Here is a 20,993-nt window from a genome sequence, read left to right on the forward strand (position 1 = left end):
GTTCGTAGTGTTTTTTTAGTTTTATATAATAGTTTATGGTTGGTTTGACAGGTGGTGTGCCTCTATCTCTGTGAGATTAAAATTTCCGATCTAACACAAATTTACTATCTAATTGATAATAAATAATATTAAAATGTGGTATTTTTTTCTCTAAAAAAGTAATAACCTCTTCAAGTTGTTCTTCAGAGATTTCTTCTGCCTTTATTTTGAAACCTTTGTTTAAATAACTTCCAAAGTAGAATCCATCTTTCAGAACCTGAATTTCATGGTCGGATATCTTCTTAAAATTTGGATTTTTCAGGTCTCTTTTGGATAAAGCATTGATCAATTTATGTTTACCTAAATGATTGGTGACAATTCCCCATGAATAAATTGGAAGTGCTACTTCAATTTTTTTCATAGGGTAGTCTTCCATTTTTGAAAGATAACTTTTTAGGATGTTTACATCCAGAATCGAGTTTTTGTCAGATTTTTCCAATGGTGATGAAGTGGAGTAGCACATCAGATATACTTTTCCCACAGGAGGAATTCCGGTCTGCTTTTTATCTTTCACCTGGTGAAGACGGAGTGTGCAGGTGACTTCTTTCCCGGAGATCTTTTTGAGCTCTTTCAGAAATTTAAAATAATCATTTCGTGTTCCGGCCGTCCAGTCACAGTCGATCTGAATTTCACTGTTTGTTTTCAGCTGATATTCTTCCGTTTTCTTTTGAATTAAAAGATGAATACTTTCCGCAAGAAACCTGATCTCTTCTGCGGAAATACTCAGGAATGTCTGATTGGTAATGAAAACCGTTGGGACTATCTGTTTATTTGTCTGAAAACTCTTGTCTTTTGTGATGACAGCCACCGGCTGAAATTTTCCGTTCACTTTATCTACATCAAAAAATCTGGTATATAAGTAAGGAACGGTTGCCTGGTCTAAGGTTTTCTTTTCTTCGCGGTCCAGCTTTAGATTGGTTTTCCAATAATAAAATGTGTAAGGATGATTCTCTTTCCTGTTGCATGATACAACGAGAAAAAGAAGAAATAGAAGTAAAATTTTAATTTTTTTCATTGGTATAAATCGCTCTTGCCATCAGAATTCATTTCAGTCATATCAGAAACAGAGCAGCTACAAAATATAAAATGCTGATGCACAGAATCACTGGGCTGAAAATAATTTTCGTCAATTATTTTTTCAAAAATAAAGATATTTAGGGAGAATATAAACCGTAAAATCCCGGTGATTGGTTATTGATTGGGGAATTTTATAATTTGAAGGATGGTTTCCCAAAATATGAAAACCACCCCAAATAAGGAGTGGCTTTCCATATATTATTTTACTGCTTATACAATTCACTTTCACACTTACAGGTTTCTTTGTCGATACTCTCCCTGGAAGAGCAGCAGCCATCAAGATGTAAGATGTTTCCCTTTTCATCGGTAAGGTAAATTTTATCTTTGTCAAATTTTACCAAAAAAGTCTCTTCGTATTTCTTGAAAACTACTTTCATTACTTTATTTGGAGCATATTTTCCGGCATTTACTTCCTCTTTTGTTTCTTCTCCGTCAGCCTGATTTATTTGAACATATCCAAAATGAACGTCACCATTCTTTTTAATATCCATATAGTAGTGAGGAGTACCGGTACCGCTATATCCTTTCATAATATCAAAACTTCTGTGTCCTGTAAAAGGAAGCTTTACTTCTTGAGCCAATGTAAAAATACTGATACACAGAATGAGTAAACTGAAAATCTTTTTCATATTTTTTTTTTTCAAAAATAAATATATTTAATCAATAATAGATACCGTAAAAACCCGGTTATTAAGCGCATTGAAATTTCTATAATTCGACAGGGTGGCTTCTCAACATAACTATAAAAAACCACCCGCAAAGGAGTGGCTTTTATAATTTAGTTAAATTCAGATTAAAAAACGGTTGCTGCAAGCTGGATTCTGGCATATTTGTTAGACGGATTCCACATGGCCATCATTGATACAGGAAGACTGTAGTGATCTGTGATCTTAACCACTTTTCCTGCTTTTACACCTACATTTACAATATCGAAGCTGTTTTTGCCGTTACCATACAAAAAGGTTTTGTCATTAAGGGCAAATCCGGCTCCTACAAAAGCATCCAGGTTTACTTTCTGACCACTGATGACAGGATAACTTGCCTGAACATACGTAGAGTATCTGTTTTTCTTATAACTTCCGTCAGCTTCCAGAATGACTTCTCCCGCATTGGCTCCTCCATACAGCATAATGTCAGCTTCAATATTGATCGGAAAAGAAGGCCCGAAAGTATAATTTGTTCTTAAATCAATAATATGGGCTGTTCTTCTCTGTGAATAGCTGAAGATATCATCAGCGGCCACTGCAGTATTGATATTTCTGGAGTTATAAAGATCCCATAATCCAATATAAAAACGCCTGTCAGAATACTGGACATAGTAATTGATCTCCTTATAATGGGTATTGTCTTTGTCATCCGCTAATGCAGAAGCTCCCCATATTCCCACTTTCCATTTCTTATCCGCATCCAAAGCATATGAAAGGTTTCCCATCACAACAGGTTTGTCTGTAATAATAAGCCCTCTCCATAAGTGATTGTTCTGAATATTGGCTGTAAAATCAAGCCTTCCTTCTTTGGTTTCCTTGGCTTCACCATTTTCCTGTGAAAATAATCTTCCTGTGCCTATAGCAAGAAGAAAGATTCCCTTTAAGATTTTTTTCATCATTTGTTTTATTTTAAAAATCCATATATAACTGCTGCGATAATAGCTCCTGTAATTGGGCCTATAACAGGAATCCAGGCATATCCCCAATCACTGCTTCCTTTTACAGGTAAGATGGCGTGCATGATTCTTGGGGCAAGATCTCTCGCGGGGTTGATCGCGTATCCTGTGGTTCCACCAAGAGATAAACCTATTACCCATACAAGAAAGGTAACGGGAATAGCCCCTACAGTACCTAATCCTACTTTTGCGGTTGGATCTGCCTGTAAAGAAATACTTGGGTCAGAAAAATGAAAAATAACAAACACCAGAACAAATGTTCCAATAATCTCACTGATCAGATTAGAAGATGTTTTCCTGATAGCCGGACCAGTACTGAAGCAGGCCAGTTTAGCCCCTTCATCTTCTGTAATCGCAAAATGATCTTTGTGGAACAGCCATACTAAAAATGCACCCAGCATTCCTCCTATCATTTGAGCTGCGATATAGGACGGAACAAGGTCCCAGGAAAATTTTCCTGCGATAGCCAGACCAATGGTTACAGCTGGATTCAGGTGGGCACCACTTATTGGCCCTGCAACAGTTACCCCCACAAAAACGGCTAGTGCCCATGCGGTTGTAATAACAATCCATCCGGAATTATTTCCTTTCGTATCTTTCAAGACAACATTGGCTACAACACCGTTGCCTAATAATATAAGAAGCATCGTCCCGATAACTTCTGCGATAAATGGGGTCATATAAGTTTTTTTTGATAAGTAAATTAATCTTCTATCCAGCTTTGAGAACGTGATACAGCTCTTCTCCATGAGTGTACCATTTTATCAACATGTTCTTTTTCCAACTGAGGATGGAAATCTTTATCAACAATCCATTGAGACTGAATTTCAGCTACATCTTTCCAGTATCCTACAGCAAGGCCGGCAAGGTAGGCTGCTCCTAATGCTGTTGTTTCAAGTGTTTTAGGGCGTATGATTTTAAAGCCGAAGAGGTCAGACTGTATCTGCATCAGAAGATCACTTGCAGAGGCACCACCGTCTACTCTTAATTCAAGGCTTGCCCTTCCGGAATCTGCTTCCATGGCTTTTACAATATCATAAACCTGAAATGCAATTCCTTCCAGTGTTGCTCTGGCGATATGTCCGTCAGTAGTACCGCGGGTGATTCCTACAATAGTTCCACGGGCATACTGGTCCCAATGAGGAGCACCAAGCCCTGTTAATGCAGGAACGAAATAAACACCGCCATTATCTTCTACAGATGCAGCCAGTTCGTTCACCTGATCAGAAGAATGAATAATTTTAAGGCCATCTCTCAGCCATTGAATAGCCGCGCCTCCTACAAATACGCTTCCTTCGAGTGCATAGTTCACCTCTCCATTGATTTTCCAGGCTACTGTAGTAAGAAGATTGTTTTTAGAAGAAACTGCTTCAGTTCCTGTATTCATCAACAAGAAACATCCTGTTCCATAGGTATTTTTTACCATTCCCGGAGTGGTACACATTTGCCCGAATAAAGCGGCTTGTTGGTCACCTGCAATTCCGGCAATCGGGATTTTGGTAGAGAAGAGAGTAGTGGCAGTTTCGCCATATATTTCACTGCTTTGTTTTACTGCGGGAAGAATAGCTTTCGGAATGTTGAATAATTCTAATAAATCATTATCCCATTCTAAGGTATGGATGTTGAGAAGCATTGTTCTGCTGGCATTGGAAACGTCCGTGATAAACATTTTTCCGCGGGTAAGTTTCCAGACAAGCCAGGTATCAACAGTTCCGAAACATAATTTTCCTTCTTCCGCCTTTTGTCTGGCTCCTTCTACATTATCAAGAATCCATTTTAGTTTGGTCGCTGAAAAGTAAGCATCCAGAACAAGTCCTGTTTTTTCTTTGATCATTTCCGCGTGTCCTTGTTCTTTCAGTTCATCACAGTATTTTGAGGTTCTGCGATCTTGCCATACGATAGCATTGTAAATGGGTTCCCCGGTTTCTTTGTCCCAAACGATTGTAGTTTCACGTTGATTTGTAATACCGATCGCAGCAACTTCCAGTCCGGAGATACCTGCTTTCGCTATACTTTCTGCAGCTACAGAGATTTGTGATGACCAGATTTCGTTGGGATCGTGCTCTACCCAGCCTGGGGTAGGGAATATCTGTTCGAAATCTTTTTGCGATACATATTTGATTTCTCCACTGTGATTGAAGAGAATCGCTCTGGAGGACGTTGTCCCCTGGTCTAGAGCGAGAATTAGTTTTTCATTCATGTATATAATGCTAATTTAGGTTGATAACTTTAGGTGAATAAGGCGTTAATAAATACCCTCTTGCTAATTCTATGAATTCATTTTCCTGTTGCTGAGCCCATTCTTCAGAATATCCTTTTTCTTCAGCAATGATTCTTGCTACGTTATGAGCAGTGTCAATAGCAGCTCTTGCATCAAGGAACAGTAAACGTACTCTTCTTGCCAGGATGTCCTCAATGGTTTCTGCCATCTCCGTTCTTACAGCCCATACTATCTCTGCTACAGTGAAAGGGTGATCAGGGTGAATTTTTTGAGCATAGCGGGGATTGCTTTCCTGTAATGCTTTTATGGCTGGAATATCAGATCCGTAAACGTATAGGTGATTTGTTCTGTCTACCTGCTCTGGTTTCATGTTTCCATGGATGGAAAGGTGCTCGGTTTTAGATGGGTTATTTCCCAACCTGTGAATTTTCATGGCTTCATCTATGGTATCTTCTGCCATTTTACGATAGGTAGTCCATTTTCCTCCGATGATAGAAACCAATCCTGTTTCTGAAGTAATAACTTTGTGGCTTCGGGAAACCTCTTTTGTACTTTTGCTGCCATCTTTAGGAGCGGCAAGAGGTCGTAGTCCTGCAAAAACAGATTTTACGTCTTCACGAGTGGGTTTTTTAGCTAAATATTGTCTTGCTGTATTTAAAACAAAGCTAATCTCTTCTTCCAGCGCACGAGGTTCAAAGCTTTCATCCTTTAAAAGAGTGTCAGTAGTTCCTACTAAAGCTCTGTCATGCCATGGAACAACAAACAAAACCCTTCCGTCTGAAGTTTTAGGAATCATGATCGCATCGTCACTTTTCAGGAAAGACTTGTCTAATACAAGGTGAATTCCCTGGCTTGGCACAACGAGTTTACCATGCTTAGGATTGTTCATATTAAGGATGTCGTTCGTAAAGACACCGGTTGCGTTGATGACCACCTTACCATGAATCTGATATTGCTGTTTAGAAAACTGATCTTCTGCAACCACACCGATTACTTTATCAGAAGCATCTTTCAAAAGATTGACTACTTTTACATAATTAACCGCACTTCCGCCTTTTTCAATAATAGTTTGGGTAAGGTTGATCGCAAGTCTGGCATCGTCAAATTGTCCGTCCTGGTAAACAACACCACTCATCAAGTGATTTTGTTCAATAGTCGGAAGCTTTTCAACGGTTTTTGATTTGCTGATGTATCTCGTTTTACCCAGACTCAGTTTTCCGGCAAGAAAATCATAAATGGACAGTCCTATTTTATAGTAGATTCCTCCCCACCATGTGTAATTTGGAATAATGAAAGACTGATTTTTTACGATATGTGCTGCATTTTTTGCTAAGAGTCCTCTTTCCTTTAATGCTTCTTTTACCAATCCGACATCTCCCTGGGCAAGATATCTAACTCCACCGTGTACCAGTTTGGTACTTCTGCTGGATGTTGCTTTTGCAAAGTCATGAGATTCAAGTAATAAAGTTTTGAATCCTCTGCTTACTGCATCTAATGCCGAACCTAAACCACTGGCTCCTCCTCCTATGACAATAAAGTCCCATTCTTTTACTTGGGTTAACTTACTGAGTTCTTCGTTTCGTTTCATAAATGTTTCGTTTATGTTTCGTTTTCAAATATATAAATTAAAAATGAAAGCAAAAAGAAAATAAATGAAATTTTAAGATGTGGAAAAAAATCGGTATTTTTGATGAAACGAATAAAATGGAAAAGCTACTACCAAGGCAGGATGAAATACTGAAAGAGCTTGACGAGAAAGGACATGTGCTTGTACAGGATCTGTGTGAGAAGCTCAATGTTTCTTCGGTTACGATCCGAAAGGATCTGAACTATCTCGAAAGTCTGGGGCTTCTTTTCAGAAATCATGGAGGGGCAAGTAAGCAGGTAAGATATGCTTATGAAAAAAATGTTGGAGAAAAAGAAAGTATCAATGTAGAAGCCAAACAGGCTATTGCAAAAGCTGCTTTGTCATTGATTCAGGAAAATGACTGTATTATATTAGCTTCCGGGACAACGATGCATTATCTTGCCAGGATGCTGGTGAACTTTGGGCCGCTTACGGTACTCACATCTTCTTTGAGGGTGGCAATTGAACTTTGCAATAATCCTAATATTAATATTATACAGCTGGGTGGAGAAGTACGAAAAAGCTCTACTTCTATAGTAGGATCTATTTCTGAAGGAATTCTAAAACAGTTTTCCTGCAATAAACTTTTTCTGGGAGTAGACGGTATTGACCCGGAGTTTGGGATTAGTACTTCCAATGCTGCGGAAGCTCACCTGAATCAGATTATGATGGAATGTGCTGATCAAACTGTAATTCTTGCAGATTCCTCCAAACTAAATAAAAAAGGATTTGGAAAGATTGCGGCATTGGATCAGGTGGATTATCTGATTACTGATAACGGAATTTGTGCTGAAGATAGAGCTGGGCTGGAAGAAGTTGGGGTAAAAGTGATGGCTCAATAAGGTCTTCATCTTGATTTCTTTTTAAAAATCAAAATAAATCTTTGGGAAATCTCCTCTGAATTTTTTCAAAATCACCTAATCGATTAAAAATCAAAATATTTTACCTGAAATATTTGTCAGTTATAAAATTATTCATAAATTTGCACACTCATTTTAGGAGCGTAGTATGCCTATATCAAAAGTAGAAATTACTTCAGACTTCCCAAAAATGGTGATAAATAAAGGATAAATTTTATTATAATATAAACAATGTCAGGTATTATTGGTAAAAAAATCGGTATGACGTCTTTGTTTAACGAAGAAGGAAAAAACATTCCTTGTACAGTTATTCAAGCTGGTCCATGCTCGATTTTACAGGTCAGAACCTTAGAAAAAGACGGTTATACAGCTGTTCAATTAGGTTTCGATGACAAGAGTGAGAAGAACGTTGGTAAAGCGTTAGCTGGTCATTTTAAAAAGGCTGGTTCTACTCCTAAAGCTAAATTAGTAGAATTCCATGATGGATTTACTGAAGCAAAAGTAGGAGAAGTAGTAAGTGTTGATCTATTCATCGAAGGTGAGTATGTAGATGTAACAGGAACTTCAAAAGGTAAAGGCTTCCAGGGTGTTGTTAAAAGACACGGATTTGGAGGTGTAATGCAGGCAACTCATGGTCAGCACAACAGACTTAGAGCTCCAGGTTCTATCGGTGCTGGTTCAGACCCTTCAAGAGTATTCAAAGGGATGAGAATGGCTGGAAGAATGGGAGGTGAGCAGGTAACTGTTCAAAACCTTCAAGTGTTAAAAGTTGATCAAGAACAAAATCTTTTAGTAGTAAAAGGTGCTGTTCCGGGAGCTAAAAATTCTTATGTAATTATCAGAAAATGGAACTAGTAGTATTAAATACATCAGGAAAAGAGACCGGAAGAAAAGTAACTCTAGACGAAACAGTATTCGGAATTGAGCCAAATCAGCACGCGGTTTACTTAGAAGTTAAACAGTATCTTGCTGCACAAAGACAAGGTACTCATAAATCGAAAGAAAGAAGCGAAATTACTGCTTCTACTAAAAAGCTTAAGAAGCAAAAAGGATCTGGATCTGCTAGATACGGGGATATCAAATCTCCAACTTTCAGAGGTGGAGGTAGAGTATTCGGACCAAAACCAAGAGACTACAGATTCAAATTGAACAAAGCTCTTAAGAGATTAGCTAAAAAATCTGTTTTATCTCAAAAAATGAGAGACAACAGCATTAAAGTTTTAGAAGATGTGAGCCTTGCTGCTCCTAAGACTAAAGATTTCATCAATGTATTGAATGCATTGGAACTTAACGGTAAAAAATCTTTATTCGTTCTTCCTGAAGCTAACAAGAATGTATATTTATCTTCAAGAAACTTACCTAAAACTAAAGTAATGAACTTCAACGAGATCAGTTCTTACGATTTAGTAAATGCAGGTGAAATTATTTTCTTCGAAGGTGCAGTTGAAAAATTCCAGGAAAATTTAAAGAAATAAGTCATGTCTATTATTATTAAACCAGTTATTTCAGAAAAGGCTAATTACCTTACAGATTTAAGAGGTTCTTATTCTTTCTTAGTTGATCCTAAGGCGAATAAAATCCAGATAAAAAAAGCTGTTGAAGCAGCTTACGGTGTAAAAGTAGCAGACGTTAACACAATGATTTATGCTCCGAAGGTTTCTTCAAAGTACACTAAAAAAGGTCTTCAAGTAGGAAAGACAAACAAATTGAAAAAAGCGGTAATCAAACTTGCTGAAGGTGAGGTTATCGATATTTTTGCTGTAAATTAATTATTAATTATAAATAATAGTAATGTCTGTTAGAAAATTAAAACCTATCACCCCGGGACAGAGATTCAGAATTGTAAACAATTTTGAGGAAATTACTACCAACAAACCAGAGAAGTCTCTAACAGTTGGTATTAAAAAGTCAGGTGGACGTAACCAAACAGGTAAAATGACCATGCGTTACACCGGAGGTGGACACAAAAAGAAATACAGAATTATTGACTTCAAAAGAAACAAAGCAAATGTTGAAGCAACTGTAAAATCTGTAGAATACGATCCAAACAGAACTGCATTTATCGCTTTATTAGAGTACGCAGACGGAGAGAAGAGATATATCATCGCTCCAAACGGTATCAAAGTTGATCAGAAAGTAGTTTCAGGAGAAAGCGTTGAACCAAACGTAGGTAACGCAATGAAATTGAAAAACATTCCATTGGGTACTGTAATCTCTTGTGTTGAAATGAAGCCTGGTCAAGGTGCAATTTTAGCAAGAAGTGCTGGTTCTTCAGCTCAATTAACTTCTAGAGATGGTAAATATGCAATCATCAAGTTGCCTTCAGGAGAATCAAGAATGATCCTTACTGAATGTATGGCAATGATTGGTTCAGTTTCCAACTCAGATCACCAATTAACTGTATCAGGTAAGGCTGGTAGAAGCAGATGGTTAGGTAGAAGACCAAGAACAAGAGCGGTTGTAATGAACCCAGTAGATCACCCAATGGGTGGTGGTGAAGGACGTTCTTCTGGAGGTCACCCAAGATCTAGAAACGGTATGCCGTCTAAAGGTTACAAAACTAGAAAGAAAAACAAAGTGTCTAACCGTTACATCGTATCTAAAAGAAAATAATTATGGCAAGATCACTTAAGAAAGGACCGTTCATTCATCATACTTTAGATAAGAAGGTTCAGGCAAATATAGAAGCTAACAAAAAAACTGTTATCAAAACTTGGTCTAGAGCATCGATGATCTCTCCGGACTTCGTAGGACAAACTATTGCTGTACACAACGGGAAATCTTTTATCCCTGTTTACGTTACAGAAAACATGGTTGGTCACAAGTTAGGCGAATTTTCTCCAACAAGATCTTTCAGAGGTCATGGTGGTAACAAAAATAAAGGAAGCAGATAATCATGGGATCAAGAAAACAAGATAGTTCAATCGCAAGAAAAGAAGCTAACAAAGACGTTGTAAAAGCTTCATTAAATAATTGCCCGTCTTCTCCAAGAAAAATGAGATTAGTTGCTGATATCATTAGAGGAGAGCAGGTAGACAAAGCACTTTATATCCTAAAATATTCTAAGAAGGATGCTTCTAACAAGTTAGAAAAATTACTTCTTTCTGCTATGGCAAACTGGCAGACTAAAAACGAAGGTGCTGATATTGAAGAGGCAAACCTTATCGTTAAAGAAATCTTCGTGGATAGTGCAAGACAATTGAAGAGACTAAGACCAGCTCCACAAGGTAGAGGGTATAGAATCAGAAAAAGATCTAACCACGTTACATTAATCTTAGGTAACAAAGAAAATTAATCAAGGTATGGGACAGAAGACAAATCCAATTGGTAATAGATTAGGTATCATCAGAGGATGGGATTCTAACTGGTTTGGTGGAAACGATTATGGAGACAGAATCGCTGAAGACTACAAAATCAGAAGATACCTTGAGGCTAGATTATCTAAAGGTGGTATTTCAAAAATCTATATTGAAAGAACACTAAAATTAGTAACAGTTACAATTACTACTGCTAGACCGGGACTTATCATCGGTAAAGGAGGTCAGGAAGTTGATAAATTGAAAGAAGAATTGAAGAAACTTACAGGTAAGGATATTCAAATCAACATCTTCGAAATCAAAAGACCTGAATTAGATGCTGTATTAGTTGCTGATAGTATTTCTAAGCAAATTGAAAACAGAATTTCTTACAGAAGAGCTGTTAAAATGGCAATGGCAAGTACTATGAGAATGGGTGCTGAAGGTATCAAAGTTCAAATCTCTGGTAGATTGAACGGTGCTGAAATGGCAAGATCTGAATCTTTCAAAGAAGGAAGAATTCCATTGTCAACTTTCAGAGCTGATATTGATTACCACTGGGCAGAAGCTCACACTACTTACGGTAGACTAGGTGTAAAAGTTTGGATCATGAAAGGTGAAGTTTACGGTAAAAGAGAACTTTCTCCACTAGTGGGACAACAGAAAAAAGGAGGTCAGTCAGACAGAGGAAACAGAGGAGGAGACAGAGACAACAGAAGACCTAGAAAAAACAACAACAATAACAATAATAATTAAAATTTTAGATTAGAAATTTTGAATTTTAAATTACCGTTACTTTTTTAAAATTAAAAAAAATCTAAAATCTAAAATCTAAAATCTAAAATTTAGAAATTATGTTACAACCAAAAAGAACCAAATTCCGTAGAGTTCACAAGATGAAGATGAAGGGGAATGCCCAGAGAGGTAGTCAACTTGCTTACGGAACTTTTGGGATCAAAGCAACGGAAGGAGCTTGGATCACTGCAAGACAGATTGAAGCAGCTCGTATCGCTGCGACAAGATATATGAAGAGAGAAGGTCAACTATGGATCAAAATCTTCCCAGATAAGCCAATTACTAAGAAACCAGCGGAAGTACGTATGGGTAAAGGTAAGGGTGCTGTTGAATACTGGGTAGCTGTAGTAAAACCAGGTAAGATTATGTTCGAAATCGGAGGAGTACCTTACGATATCGCTAAGGAAGCTTTAAGACTTGCTGCACAAAAATTACCAGTAGTTACTAAATTCATCGTTGCTAACGATTTTGTTAAACCTCTATAATCTTTGAATACAATGAAAAATGCTGATATTAAAAATTTAAGCGCGGGTGATATTCAAGCTCAATTAACTGAAGCAAAAGCTCAATATTCTAAATTGAAATTAGCTCATGCCATCAGCCCAATTGAAAACCCGATTCAAATCAGAGATTTGAGAAAGACAATCGCAAGACTAAACACTGAGTTAACTAACAAACAATAATTTCATTTTACAATGGATAGAAATTTAAGAAAAGAAAGAATCGGAGTGGTTTCCAGCAATAAAATGGAAAAAACTATTGTTGTTAGTGAAACTACAAGAGTAAAGCACCCGATGTACGGTAAATTCGTTTTGAAAACGAAAAAATATACTGCACACGACGAGAACAACGAATGCACAGAAGGTGATACAGTTTTGATCCAAGAAACTAGACCTTTGAGCAAGAGCAAGAGATGGAGATTAGTAAGAATCATTGAAAAAGCTAAGTAATAATGTTACAAACAGAATCAAGATTAAAAGTTGCTGATAACACAGGTGCTAAAGAAGTACTAGTTATTAGAGTTCTGGGAGGAACCAGAAGAAGATATGCTTCAGTTGGTGATAAAATCGTTGTTACTATCAAGGATTCTACACCATCAGGAAACGCTAAAAAAGGTCAGGTATCTAAAGCTGTAGTAGTAAGAACTAAAAAAGCAGTAAGAAGAAAAGATGGTTCATACATCAAATTCGACGACAATGCTTGTGTATTACTAAACGCAGCGGGAGAAATGAGAGGAACACGTGTTTTCGGACCGGTTGCTCGTGAGTTGAGAGACAAAGAATATATGAAAATCATTTCATTAGCTCCTGAAGTACTTTAATTTTTAAAATTTTTAAAAGAAATGTCAAAGTTAAAAATAAAAAGAGGAGATAACGTAATCATTACTACTGGTAAGAAAGATATCAAAGGTAAAACTGGTGAAGTTATTGAAGTGATTAAGAAAGAAGGAAAAGACCCTAGAGTAATCGTTGCAGGACTTAACATCGTTAAAAAACACGTTAAGCCTTCAGCTTCAAATCCTCAAGGAGGAATTACTGAAAAGGAAGCTTCTATTCATATCTCAAACGTAGCTTTAGTTGGTAAAGACGGAAAAGCTATCAAAATCGGTTACAAAATCGAAGGAGATAAGAAAGTGAGAGTTAACAAAAAAACGGGTGAAACTTTATAATTTGAATTAACATGGAATTTATAGCAAGACCCAAAAAAATATACAAAGAGCAAATTGTTCCTGCAATGATGGAAGAATTTGGGTACAAGTCTATCATGCAAGTACCTAGATTAGAGAAAATTGTTGTATCACAAGGTTTAGGAGATGCTACTGCAGATAAGAAAATCATTGATTATGCTGTAGAAGAATTGACAAACATTACAGGTCAGAAAGCAGTAGGTACAATCTCTAAGAAAGATGAAGCTGCATTCAAACTAAGAAAAGGAATGCCTGTAGGAGCAAAAGTAACATTGAGAGCTCACAGAATGTATGAGTTCTTAGACAGACTTACTTCTTCTGCTTTACCACGTATCAGAGATTTCTCTGGTATCAAAGCAGATGGTTTCGATGGTAGAGGTAACTACAACTTAGGTATTACTGAGCAAATTATCTTCCCTGAAATCGTAATTGACAAAGTGAAAAAAATCCAAGGGATGGACATCACTTTCGTTACAACTGCGAAGACAGATAAAGAAGCTAAAGCATTATTAACTCACTTCGGTTTACCATTTAAAAAGAACTAAGAAATGGCTAAAGAATCAATGAAAGCGCGTGAGCGCAAAAGAGAAGCACTAGTTGCTAAATACGCTGACAAAAGAAAAGCTCTTAAAGAAGCAGGTGATTACGAAGGACTTCAAAAATTACCTAAAAATGCTTCTCCTGTAAGATTACACAACAGATGTAAACTAACAGGTAGACCAAGAGGATACATGAGAACGTTTGGTATTTCCAGAGTAACTTTCAGAGAAATGGCTAACAACGGTCTTATCCCAGGTGTAAGAAAAGCTAGTTGGTAATAATTACTAATTAAAAATCGGGACAATTAAGTTGTCAGGATACTAAAGAACAATAATATCAGACTGAAGTTTTCTGAAGTCTGATATTTTTCTCTTCAAGTCTTTTCAATACTGATTGTCTTTAACCAATAATTTATAAAAGAAAAATGGTAACAGATCCAATTTCAGATTTCCTAACAAGAGTAAGGAACGCACAAAGCGCAGGCCACAAAGTGGTGGAAATTCCTGCATCGAAAATCAAAAAGGAGATTACTAAGATCCTATTTGATCAAGGGTATATCTTAAACTTCAAGTTTGAAGATAACGCTGTTCAAGGAGTGATCAAAATCGCTTTAAAGTACGATAAGCAAACTAACAAACCTGCTATTAAGTCTATTCAAAGAGCTTCTAGACCAGGTTTGAGACAGTACAAAGGTTCTACTGAACTTCCAAGAGTACTAAACGGTTTGGGTATTTCTATCATCTCTACTTCTAAAGGAGTAATGACTGACAAGAAAGCTAGAGAAGAGAAAGTAGGCGGTGAAGTAATCTGCTATGTTTATTAATTTTTAATCAGAGGAAAATGTCAAGAATTGGTAAAGCAATTATAACAATTCCAGCTGGAGTTACAATCACTGAAAACAACGGTGTAGTAACTGTAAAAGGAGCGAAAGGAGAACTTTCTCAGGAGCTTACAGCAGGAATTACTTTAGAACAAAAAGATGGTGAGCTTAATGTAAACAGACCATCTGATTCTAAACAACACAAAGCGCTTCACGGTTTATACAGAGCGTTGATCGCCAACATGATCGTTGGAGTATCAGAAGGTTTCGAAAAGAAACTAGAACTAGTAGGGGTAGGATACAGAGCTTCTCACGCAGGTCAAAAACTTGAGTTAGCTTTAGGATTCTCTCACGGTATCGTATTAGAACTTCCAAGTGAAGTAAAAGTTGATACATTGACTGAAAAAGGTAAAAACCCAATTATTACTTTAGCGTCTCACGACAAGCAACTTCTAGGAATGGTTACTGCAAAGATCCGTTCTTTCAGAAAGCCTGAGCCATACAAAGGAAAAGGTGTAAGATTCGTAGGAGAAATTGTTAGACGTAAAGCTGGTAAATCTGCTTAATAAATTATAAGTATTATGGCATTAAGTAAATTAGAAAAAAGAATAAGAATCAAAAGAAGAGTAAGAGGGAAAATCTCTGGATCTTCTGAATTGCCAAGATTATCTGTATATAAAAGTAATAAGGAAATTTACGCTCAGTTAATCGACGATAAAAATGGTAAAACTTTAGCATCAGCTTCTTCTAGAGAAAAAGGTGTAGACGCTAAAGGTACTAAGACTGAAGTTTCTGCTGCTGTTGGTAAAGCTATCGCTGCTAAAGCTATCGCTGCAGGAATTGAAAGTATTGTATTTGACAGAAACGGTTTCGTATATCACGGTAGAGTAAAAGCTCTAGCTGATGGTGCGAGAGAAGGTGGACTTAAATTCTAATCATTAAATTTCGGAAAATATGTTAGGACTAGATAATATAGAAAGAGTAAAACCGGGAGGATTAGAATTAAAAGATCGTCTCGTAGCTGTTAACAGAGTAACAAAAGTAACTAAAGGAGGTAGAGCTTTCGGATTTTCTGCTATTGTTGTAGTAGGTAATGAAGAAGGTATTATCGGTTTCGGTTTAGGAAAATCTAAAGAGGTTGCTTCTGCAATTGCTAAAGCAGTTGAAGACGCTAAGAAAAACCTTGTGAAAGTTCCTGTAATGAACCATACTATTCCTCACCAAACTACTGCTAGATACGGTGGTGCAGATATCTTCTTAAGACCTGCTTCTCACGGTACAGGACTTATCGCCGGTGGTGCGGTAAGAGCGGTATTGGAATCTGCTGGTATTCACGATATCCTTTCAAAATCTAAAGGATCTTCTAACCCTCACAACGTGGTGAAAGCTACTTTCAAAGCGTTATTGGATATCAGAAGACCTGAAGAGATCGCAAGAATGAGAGGAATTTCTCTAAGTAAAGTGTTTAACGGTTAATATTAAAACAATGGCAACAATTAAAGTAAAGCAAGTAAGAAGCGCTATTGGTAGAACAAAAACCCAAAAGAGAACGCTTGAAGCATTAGGATTAAAAAAACTTCACCAAGTTGTAGAACATGAAGCTACTCCTTCTATCTTAGGAATGGTAGCTGCAGTAAGTCACTTACTTGAAGTTCAAAAATAATTTTATAAAAGAGAATTAAAATGAATTTAAACAATATACAACCTGCTGCAGGATCTACTTTCAACTCAAAAAGAATTGGTAGAGGTCAAGGTAGTGGAAAAGGAGGTACTTCAACAAAAGGACACAAAGGTCAGAAAGCTAGAGCTGGTTATTCTCAGAAAATCGGTTTCGAAGGTGGACAGATGCCTTTACAAAGAAGATTACCTAAATTCGGATTCAAAAACGTAAATAGAAAAGAGTTTAGAGGAATTAACCTTGATACTATTCAAACTTTAATCGAGAACAAATCCATCACTGGAGATATCACGAAAGAAGTTTTAGTAGCAAACGGGATAGTTTCTAAAAACGAATTAGTGAAAATTATGGGTAGAGGAGAATTGAAATCAGCGGTTTCAATCTCTGCTGACAAATTCACTAAATCTGCTGAAGAGCTTATTGCTAAGGCAGGTGGAAAAGCAATTACCTTATAATACTTACTAATGAAAGAATTTATACAAACACTTAAAAATATATGGAGCCTAAAGGAATTAAGAGATAAAATTCTCTTTACGTTAGGTATTATCCTTGTGTATAGATTCGCATCTTATATCTCACTTCCTGCAATTAACCTTGCAGAGGTGGGAGATCTCTTAGAGCATTATAAAAATCAAGGCGGTAACAAGCAAGGAGCAGGTCTCCTTGGCTTGCTTTCGTCGTTTACGGGGGGAGCTTTCAGCCACGCTTCCGTAATGGCGTTGGGTATCATGCCTTATATTTCTGCTTCTATTATTGTTCAGTTGATGGGAATGGCTATTCCTTATCTTCAGAAGCTTCAGAAAGATGGAGAGTCAGGTAGAAATACATTGAACCAAATTACAAGATGGTTAACAATTGGAGTTTGTCTGGTACAGGCACCTTCTTATTTAACTTCTATTACTCAATTATTCTTACCGTATGCTCAGTTCCAATCTGCATATTTTGTAGAGCCAAATTCTATCATGTTCTGGTTGCCAAGTATTGTAATCTTGGTTGCTGGTTCAGTATTCGCAATGTGGTTAGGTGAAAAGATTACCGACAAAGGAATCGGAAATGGTATTTCCATCCTTATTATGGTAGGTATTCTTTCAAGATTACCTGAAGCATTCGTACAGGAGATGGCCGTGCAGAACGGAAAAGGAGGAATGGGATCTATCATGATCCTTATTGAAGTATTATTCTGGATGGTAGTTGTTCTTCTAGCCGTGATTTTATCTGTGGCTGTTAGAAAAATTCCAATTCAGTATGTAAGCAGAGCTCAAGCAAGAGGAGGTGTAAACAAGAATCTTATGCAGGGCGCAAGACAATGGATTCCATTGAAAGTAAATGCTGCTGGTGTAATGCCGATTATCTTTGCTCAGGCATTGATGTTCGTACCAGGATTATTAACAAAATTCGATGAGTCTAACACCTTTCTTGCAGGTTTCAAGAATGTTTTTAGCTGGCAGTACAATGTATTGTTTGCGCTATTAATTATTATCTTCTCGTTTTTCTATACTGCAATTACAATTCCGGTAAACCAGATGGCTGATGATTTGAAGAGAAATGGAGGTTTAGTACCGAAAGTAAGACCCGGGAAAGAGACAGCAGATTATTTAGATGATATTTTATCAAAAATTACCTTGCCAGGTGCAATTTTTTTATCTATCTTTGCAGTCCTTCCAGCAATTGTGCATGGAAGCTTTGTTCAGACAGATGCGTTTGCCCTATTTTTCGGGGGAACGTCACTATTAATTATGGTAGGTGTAATTTTGGATACTGTTCAACAGATTAATACATATCTGCTGAATCATCATTATGATGGCTTAATGCAGTCTAAACTGTCTAGAACGACTGGATATTAATTTATGGCAAAACAAAAACATATTGAACAAGACGGCGTTATAACGGAAGCACTTTCGAACGCTCAGTTCCGTGTAGAACTTGAAAATGGGCATATCCTTATCGCTCATATTTCCGGTAAAATGCGAATGCACTATATTAAACTTTTACCTGGTGATAAGGTAAAACTAGAAATGTCTCCCTATGATTTAACGAAAGGGAGGATCACATTTAGATATTAAAACAATTAGCCAAATGGAAAACACTTTCCATTTGGCATTTGTAAAAAATAAATACTATCAAAATGAAAGTAAGAGCATCAATTAAAAAAAGAAGCGCTGATTGCAAAATCGTACGCAGAAAAGGTGTACTATTCGTAATCAACAAGAAGAACCCAAAATTTAAACAAAGACAAGGCTAACATTAAATTATGGCGAGAATTGCAGGTATTGATTTACCAAAAAACAAAAGAGGTGTTATCGGTTTAACTTACATCTACGGAGTAGGAAGAAGTACTTCTTCTGAAATCCTTAAAGCTGCCGGTATCAGCGAAGACAAGAAAGTCAACGAATGGAATGACGATGAATTGGCTGCAATCAGAACATATATCTCTGAAAACGTTAAAGTAGAAGGAGAATTAAGATCTGAAGTGCAATTGAACATCAAGAGATTGATGGACATAGGATGCCAACGAGGAATACGTCACAGACTAGGATTACCTTTAAGAGGCCAGAGAACGAAAAACAACTCTAGAACCCGTAAAGGAAAGAGAAAAACAGTTGCTAACAAGAAAAAGGCAAGTAAATAATCGTTAGGAATTATGGCAAAACAAAGTAAAGTAGTTAAAAAAAGAAAAGTAAAAGTTGAAGCTATTGGTGAAGCACATATTCAAGCTTCTTTCAATAACATCATCATTTCTTTAACAAATAAAAGTGGAGAGGTTATCTCTTGGGCATCTGCCGGTAAAATGGGATTCAGAGGTTCTAAAAAGAACACTCCTTTTGCTGCTCAAATGGCAGCTGAAAATTGCTCTGCTGTAGCTCATGAAGCTGGATTAAGAAGAGTAAAGGTGTTTGTGAAAGGTCCAGGTGCAGGTAGAGAATCTGCAATCAGATCTATTCACAATTCAGGAATTGAAGTTAGCGAAATCATTGATGTGACTCCAATGCCACACAATGGATGTAGACCACCAAAAAGAAGAAGAGTTTAATTTTTAGAATTTACCCATTATGGCAAGATATATTGGACCTAAAACTAAGATTGCTAGAAAGTTTGGTGCTGCAATCTACGGAGATGATAAAAACTTCGAAAAAAGAAAGAACCAACCGCCAGGACAACATGGTCCTAACAAAAGAAGAGGTGCTAAAAAATCAGAATATGCAGTTCAGTTAGCTGAAAAACAAAAAGCTAAATATACTTACGGTATTTTAGAAAGACAGTTTGCTAACTTATTTGAAAAAGCACACAGAAGCAAAGGAGTAACAGGTGAAGTCCTATTACAACTTTGTGAATCAAGATTGGATAACGTAGTATACAGATTAGGTTTTGCTAAAACTAGATCTGGTGCAAGACAATTAGTTTCTCACAGACACATCACTGTGAACGGAGAAATTCTTAATATCCCTTCTTACTTGGTAAAAGCTGGTGATGTAATCACTGTAAGAGAAAAGTCTAAGTCTCTTGAAGTTGTTACCAATGCATTGGCTTCTAAGTCAAACTATGAGTGGTTACAATTCAACGATGAGAAGAAAGAAGGTACTTTCATTTCTGCTCCTGAAAGAATCCAAATTCCGGAGGACATTAAGGAGAACCTTATCGTGGAACTTTACTCTAAATAATTTTTTAATCAAATTTTTGCTCAACCCAATAATATGGCAATTTTACAATTCATAAAACCCGATAAAGTAATTTTACTTAACTCTGATGAATTTAAAGGTCAATTCGAATTCAGACCTTTAGAACCAGGTTTCGGGCTTACAATCGGTAATGCTTTGAGAAGAGTGTTGCTTTCTTCTCTGGAAGGATACGCTATTTCATCTATCAAAATAGAAGGTGTAGAGCACGAATTTTCAACTATTCCAGGAGTAATCGAAGATGTTACCGAAATTATTCTTAACCTTAAGCAGGTAAGATTAAAAGCTGCAGCAGAAGGCCAGGCTAACGAGCAGGTTATTGCTAAAGTTTCAGGTCAGACGGTTATTACTGCTGGTGATTTAGGAAAGTCTATCAATGGATTTGAGGTTTTAAACCCAGATTTAGTGATTTGCAACCTAAACAGTGATGTAACTTTCGAAATTACTTTCAATATTGAAAAAGGTAGAGGGTATGTGCCTTCTGAACAAAATAAGTCAAACAATGCTCCTGTAGGAACTATTGCTATTGACTCTATTTTTACGCCGATCAAGAAAGTACAATATAGCATTGAAAATTATCGTGTAGAGCAAAAAACAGACTACGAAAAACTTGTATTAGATATAGAAACTGATGGGTCTATCAGCCCTCAGAATGCTTTAACAGAAGCTTCTAAGATATTAATTTATCACTTCATGTTATTCTCTGATGAGAGAATCACGCTTGAAACTGAAGCTGTAAAAGCATCTATCCAATATGATGAAGAAACTCTTCACACAAGACAACTTCTTAAGTCTAAATTAGCAGATATGGATCTTTCAGTAAGAGCCCTTAACTGTCTAAAAGCAGCTGAAGTAGAAACTCTTGGAGAATTGGTTTCTTACAGTAAGTCTGATTTGATGAAATTCAGAAATTTTGGTAAAAAATCTTTGACAGAACTAGAAGAATTAGTGCATTCAAAAGGTCTTAACTTCGGTTTCGACGTTGCAAAATATAAGTTAGACGCTGATAAATAATT

At 36.8% G+C, this 20,993-nt stretch carries 34 protein-coding genes; 28 read left to right on the forward strand and 6 right to left on the reverse strand.

What is annotated here, in order from left to right; genetic code table 11:
- Positions 1–76: 76 nt before the first annotated feature.
- The 6 genes from KIK00_RS17580 to KIK00_RS17605 all read right to left on the reverse strand — a co-directional run bounded on the left by KIK00_RS17580 (position 77) and on the right by KIK00_RS17605 (position 6,588).
- On the reverse strand, positions 77–1,054 hold the full coding sequence (locus KIK00_RS17580) for a hypothetical protein (RefSeq protein ID WP_255813654.1): 978 nt from the start codon (positions 1,052–1,054) through the stop codon (positions 77–79).
- Between the two features lie 265 nt (positions 1,055–1,319).
- Positions 1,320–1,745, reverse strand: a complete 426-nt coding sequence (locus KIK00_RS17585) for a hypothetical protein (RefSeq protein ID WP_255813655.1) — start codon at positions 1,743–1,745, stop codon at positions 1,320–1,322.
- Between the two features lie 164 nt (positions 1,746–1,909).
- Entirely contained in the window at positions 1,910–2,722 is an 813-nt protein-coding gene (locus tag KIK00_RS17590) for a hypothetical protein (RefSeq protein WP_370647713.1), read from the reverse strand.
- Between the two features lie 5 nt (positions 2,723–2,727).
- Positions 2,728–3,459 (reverse strand): MIP/aquaporin family protein, encoded by a 732-nt coding sequence (locus tag KIK00_RS17595; RefSeq protein WP_255813656.1) that lies wholly within the window; start codon positions 3,457–3,459, stop codon positions 2,728–2,730.
- 23 nt (positions 3,460–3,482) lie between these two features.
- Positions 3,483–4,979, reverse strand: a complete 1,497-nt coding sequence (glpK, locus tag KIK00_RS17600) for a glycerol kinase GlpK (RefSeq protein WP_255813657.1) — start codon at positions 4,977–4,979, stop codon at positions 3,483–3,485.
- 10 nt (positions 4,980–4,989) lie between these two features.
- Positions 4,990–6,588, reverse strand: a complete 1,599-nt coding sequence (locus KIK00_RS17605) for a glycerol-3-phosphate dehydrogenase/oxidase (RefSeq protein ID WP_255813658.1) — start codon at positions 6,586–6,588, stop codon at positions 4,990–4,992.
- A 116-nt stretch (positions 6,589–6,704) separates the two neighbouring features.
- Between KIK00_RS17605 and KIK00_RS17610 the strand changes: the two genes are divergently transcribed.
- From KIK00_RS17610 to KIK00_RS17745, 28 genes are all read left to right on the forward strand, one after another.
- Entirely contained in the window at positions 6,705–7,469 is a 765-nt protein-coding gene (locus tag KIK00_RS17610) for a DeoR/GlpR family DNA-binding transcription regulator (protein ID WP_255813659.1), read from the forward strand.
- 249 nt (positions 7,470–7,718) lie between these two features.
- Complete coding sequence (gene rplC / locus KIK00_RS17615; protein ID WP_047376569.1) at positions 7,719–8,342, forward strand: 50S ribosomal protein L3; 624 nt, start codon at positions 7,719–7,721, stop codon at positions 8,340–8,342.
- Positions 8,333–8,962: a 50S ribosomal protein L4 gene (rplD, locus tag KIK00_RS17620; protein WP_255813660.1), complete on the forward strand. Its 630-nt coding sequence runs from the start codon at positions 8,333–8,335 to the stop codon at positions 8,960–8,962. Before rplC ends, rplD begins: the two co-directional genes overlap by 10 nt.
- Before the next feature lie 3 nt (positions 8,963–8,965).
- Positions 8,966–9,256, forward strand: coding sequence for a 50S ribosomal protein L23 (gene rplW / locus KIK00_RS17625; protein WP_047376571.1), 291 nt, complete (start codon positions 8,966–8,968; stop codon positions 9,254–9,256).
- A 22-nt stretch (positions 9,257–9,278) separates the two neighbouring features.
- A complete protein-coding gene (rplB, locus tag KIK00_RS17630) occupies positions 9,279–10,100 on the forward strand; it encodes a 50S ribosomal protein L2 (RefSeq protein WP_034678013.1) in 822 nt (273 codons plus the stop codon).
- A gap of 2 nt (positions 10,101–10,102) precedes the next feature.
- Entirely contained in the window at positions 10,103–10,381 is a 279-nt protein-coding gene (gene rpsS, locus KIK00_RS17635) for a 30S ribosomal protein S19 (protein ID WP_034678015.1), read from the forward strand.
- Between the two features lie 2 nt (positions 10,382–10,383).
- Positions 10,384–10,782 carry a 50S ribosomal protein L22 gene (gene rplV, locus KIK00_RS17640; RefSeq protein WP_047096818.1) on the forward strand — a complete coding sequence of 133 codons (399 nt, stop codon included), beginning with the start codon at positions 10,384–10,386 and terminating at the stop codon, positions 10,780–10,782.
- A gap of 7 nt (positions 10,783–10,789) precedes the next feature.
- Positions 10,790–11,539: a 30S ribosomal protein S3 gene (rpsC, locus tag KIK00_RS17645; protein WP_034694675.1), complete on the forward strand. Its 750-nt coding sequence runs from the start codon at positions 10,790–10,792 to the stop codon at positions 11,537–11,539.
- Between the two features lie 98 nt (positions 11,540–11,637).
- Positions 11,638–12,063 (forward strand): 50S ribosomal protein L16, encoded by a 426-nt coding sequence (gene rplP / locus KIK00_RS17650; protein ID WP_029297776.1) that lies wholly within the window; start codon positions 11,638–11,640, stop codon positions 12,061–12,063.
- A gap of 12 nt (positions 12,064–12,075) precedes the next feature.
- Positions 12,076–12,261, forward strand: a complete 186-nt coding sequence (gene rpmC, locus KIK00_RS17655) for a 50S ribosomal protein L29 (protein ID WP_034694678.1) — start codon at positions 12,076–12,078, stop codon at positions 12,259–12,261.
- A gap of 12 nt (positions 12,262–12,273) precedes the next feature.
- Positions 12,274–12,528, forward strand: a complete 255-nt coding sequence (gene rpsQ / locus KIK00_RS17660) for a 30S ribosomal protein S17 (protein WP_027371715.1) — start codon at positions 12,274–12,276, stop codon at positions 12,526–12,528.
- 2 nt (positions 12,529–12,530) lie between these two features.
- Positions 12,531–12,899, forward strand: a complete 369-nt coding sequence (gene rplN / locus KIK00_RS17665; RefSeq protein ID WP_002983226.1) for a 50S ribosomal protein L14 — start codon at positions 12,531–12,533, stop codon at positions 12,897–12,899.
- Positions 12,900–12,920: 21 nt separating this feature from the next.
- Complete coding sequence (gene rplX, locus KIK00_RS17670; protein WP_047376572.1) at positions 12,921–13,247, forward strand: 50S ribosomal protein L24; 327 nt, start codon at positions 12,921–12,923, stop codon at positions 13,245–13,247.
- A gap of 11 nt (positions 13,248–13,258) precedes the next feature.
- Complete coding sequence (gene rplE / locus KIK00_RS17675) at positions 13,259–13,810, forward strand: 50S ribosomal protein L5 (protein WP_047376573.1); 552 nt, start codon at positions 13,259–13,261, stop codon at positions 13,808–13,810.
- Between the two features lie 3 nt (positions 13,811–13,813).
- Complete coding sequence (gene rpsN / locus KIK00_RS17680) at positions 13,814–14,083, forward strand: 30S ribosomal protein S14 (protein WP_047376574.1); 270 nt, start codon at positions 13,814–13,816, stop codon at positions 14,081–14,083.
- A 146-nt stretch (positions 14,084–14,229) separates the two neighbouring features.
- Complete coding sequence (gene rpsH / locus KIK00_RS17685) at positions 14,230–14,628, forward strand: 30S ribosomal protein S8 (protein WP_047376575.1); 399 nt, start codon at positions 14,230–14,232, stop codon at positions 14,626–14,628.
- A gap of 17 nt (positions 14,629–14,645) precedes the next feature.
- Complete coding sequence (rplF, locus tag KIK00_RS17690; RefSeq protein ID WP_047376576.1) at positions 14,646–15,191, forward strand: 50S ribosomal protein L6; 546 nt, start codon at positions 14,646–14,648, stop codon at positions 15,189–15,191.
- Positions 15,192–15,206: 15 nt separating this feature from the next.
- Positions 15,207–15,560 (forward strand): 50S ribosomal protein L18, encoded by a 354-nt coding sequence (rplR, locus tag KIK00_RS17695; RefSeq protein WP_034694689.1) that lies wholly within the window; start codon positions 15,207–15,209, stop codon positions 15,558–15,560.
- 19 nt (positions 15,561–15,579) lie between these two features.
- On the forward strand, positions 15,580–16,101 hold the full coding sequence (gene rpsE / locus KIK00_RS17700) for a 30S ribosomal protein S5 (RefSeq protein ID WP_047376577.1): 522 nt from the start codon (positions 15,580–15,582) through the stop codon (positions 16,099–16,101).
- 10 nt (positions 16,102–16,111) lie between these two features.
- A complete protein-coding gene (gene rpmD, locus KIK00_RS17705; protein ID WP_047376578.1) occupies positions 16,112–16,288 on the forward strand; it encodes a 50S ribosomal protein L30 in 177 nt (58 codons plus the stop codon).
- 20 nt (positions 16,289–16,308) lie between these two features.
- Complete coding sequence (gene rplO, locus KIK00_RS17710) at positions 16,309–16,758, forward strand: 50S ribosomal protein L15 (RefSeq protein WP_047376579.1); 450 nt, start codon at positions 16,309–16,311, stop codon at positions 16,756–16,758.
- 9 nt (positions 16,759–16,767) lie between these two features.
- Positions 16,768–18,147: a preprotein translocase subunit SecY gene (secY, locus tag KIK00_RS17715; RefSeq protein WP_047376580.1), complete on the forward strand. Its 1,380-nt coding sequence runs from the start codon at positions 16,768–16,770 to the stop codon at positions 18,145–18,147.
- A gap of 3 nt (positions 18,148–18,150) precedes the next feature.
- The gene (infA, locus tag KIK00_RS17720; protein ID WP_034684855.1) at positions 18,151–18,366 is read left to right on the forward strand and encodes a translation initiation factor IF-1; all 216 of its coding nucleotides are present in this window, start codon (positions 18,151–18,153) and stop codon (positions 18,364–18,366) included.
- Between the two features lie 62 nt (positions 18,367–18,428).
- Complete coding sequence (gene rpmJ / locus KIK00_RS17725; protein WP_007839480.1) at positions 18,429–18,545, forward strand: 50S ribosomal protein L36; 117 nt, start codon at positions 18,429–18,431, stop codon at positions 18,543–18,545.
- 9 nt (positions 18,546–18,554) lie between these two features.
- The gene (gene rpsM / locus KIK00_RS17730) at positions 18,555–18,932 is read left to right on the forward strand and encodes a 30S ribosomal protein S13 (protein WP_002983260.1); all 378 of its coding nucleotides are present in this window, start codon (positions 18,555–18,557) and stop codon (positions 18,930–18,932) included.
- A 12-nt stretch (positions 18,933–18,944) separates the two neighbouring features.
- On the forward strand, positions 18,945–19,334 hold the full coding sequence (gene rpsK / locus KIK00_RS17735; RefSeq protein ID WP_047376581.1) for a 30S ribosomal protein S11: 390 nt from the start codon (positions 18,945–18,947) through the stop codon (positions 19,332–19,334).
- Between the two features lie 19 nt (positions 19,335–19,353).
- Positions 19,354–19,962 carry a 30S ribosomal protein S4 gene (gene rpsD / locus KIK00_RS17740; RefSeq protein ID WP_047096812.1) on the forward strand — a complete coding sequence of 203 codons (609 nt, stop codon included), beginning with the start codon at positions 19,354–19,356 and terminating at the stop codon, positions 19,960–19,962.
- A 33-nt stretch (positions 19,963–19,995) separates the two neighbouring features.
- Entirely contained in the window at positions 19,996–20,991 is a 996-nt protein-coding gene (locus KIK00_RS17745; protein ID WP_255813661.1) for a DNA-directed RNA polymerase subunit alpha, read from the forward strand.
- Positions 20,992–20,993 lie beyond the last annotated feature (2 nt).

It is taken from the genome of Chryseobacterium sp. MA9 (genome assembly GCF_024399315.1).
Classification (GTDB): Bacteria; Bacteroidota; Bacteroidia; order Flavobacteriales; family Weeksellaceae; genus Chryseobacterium.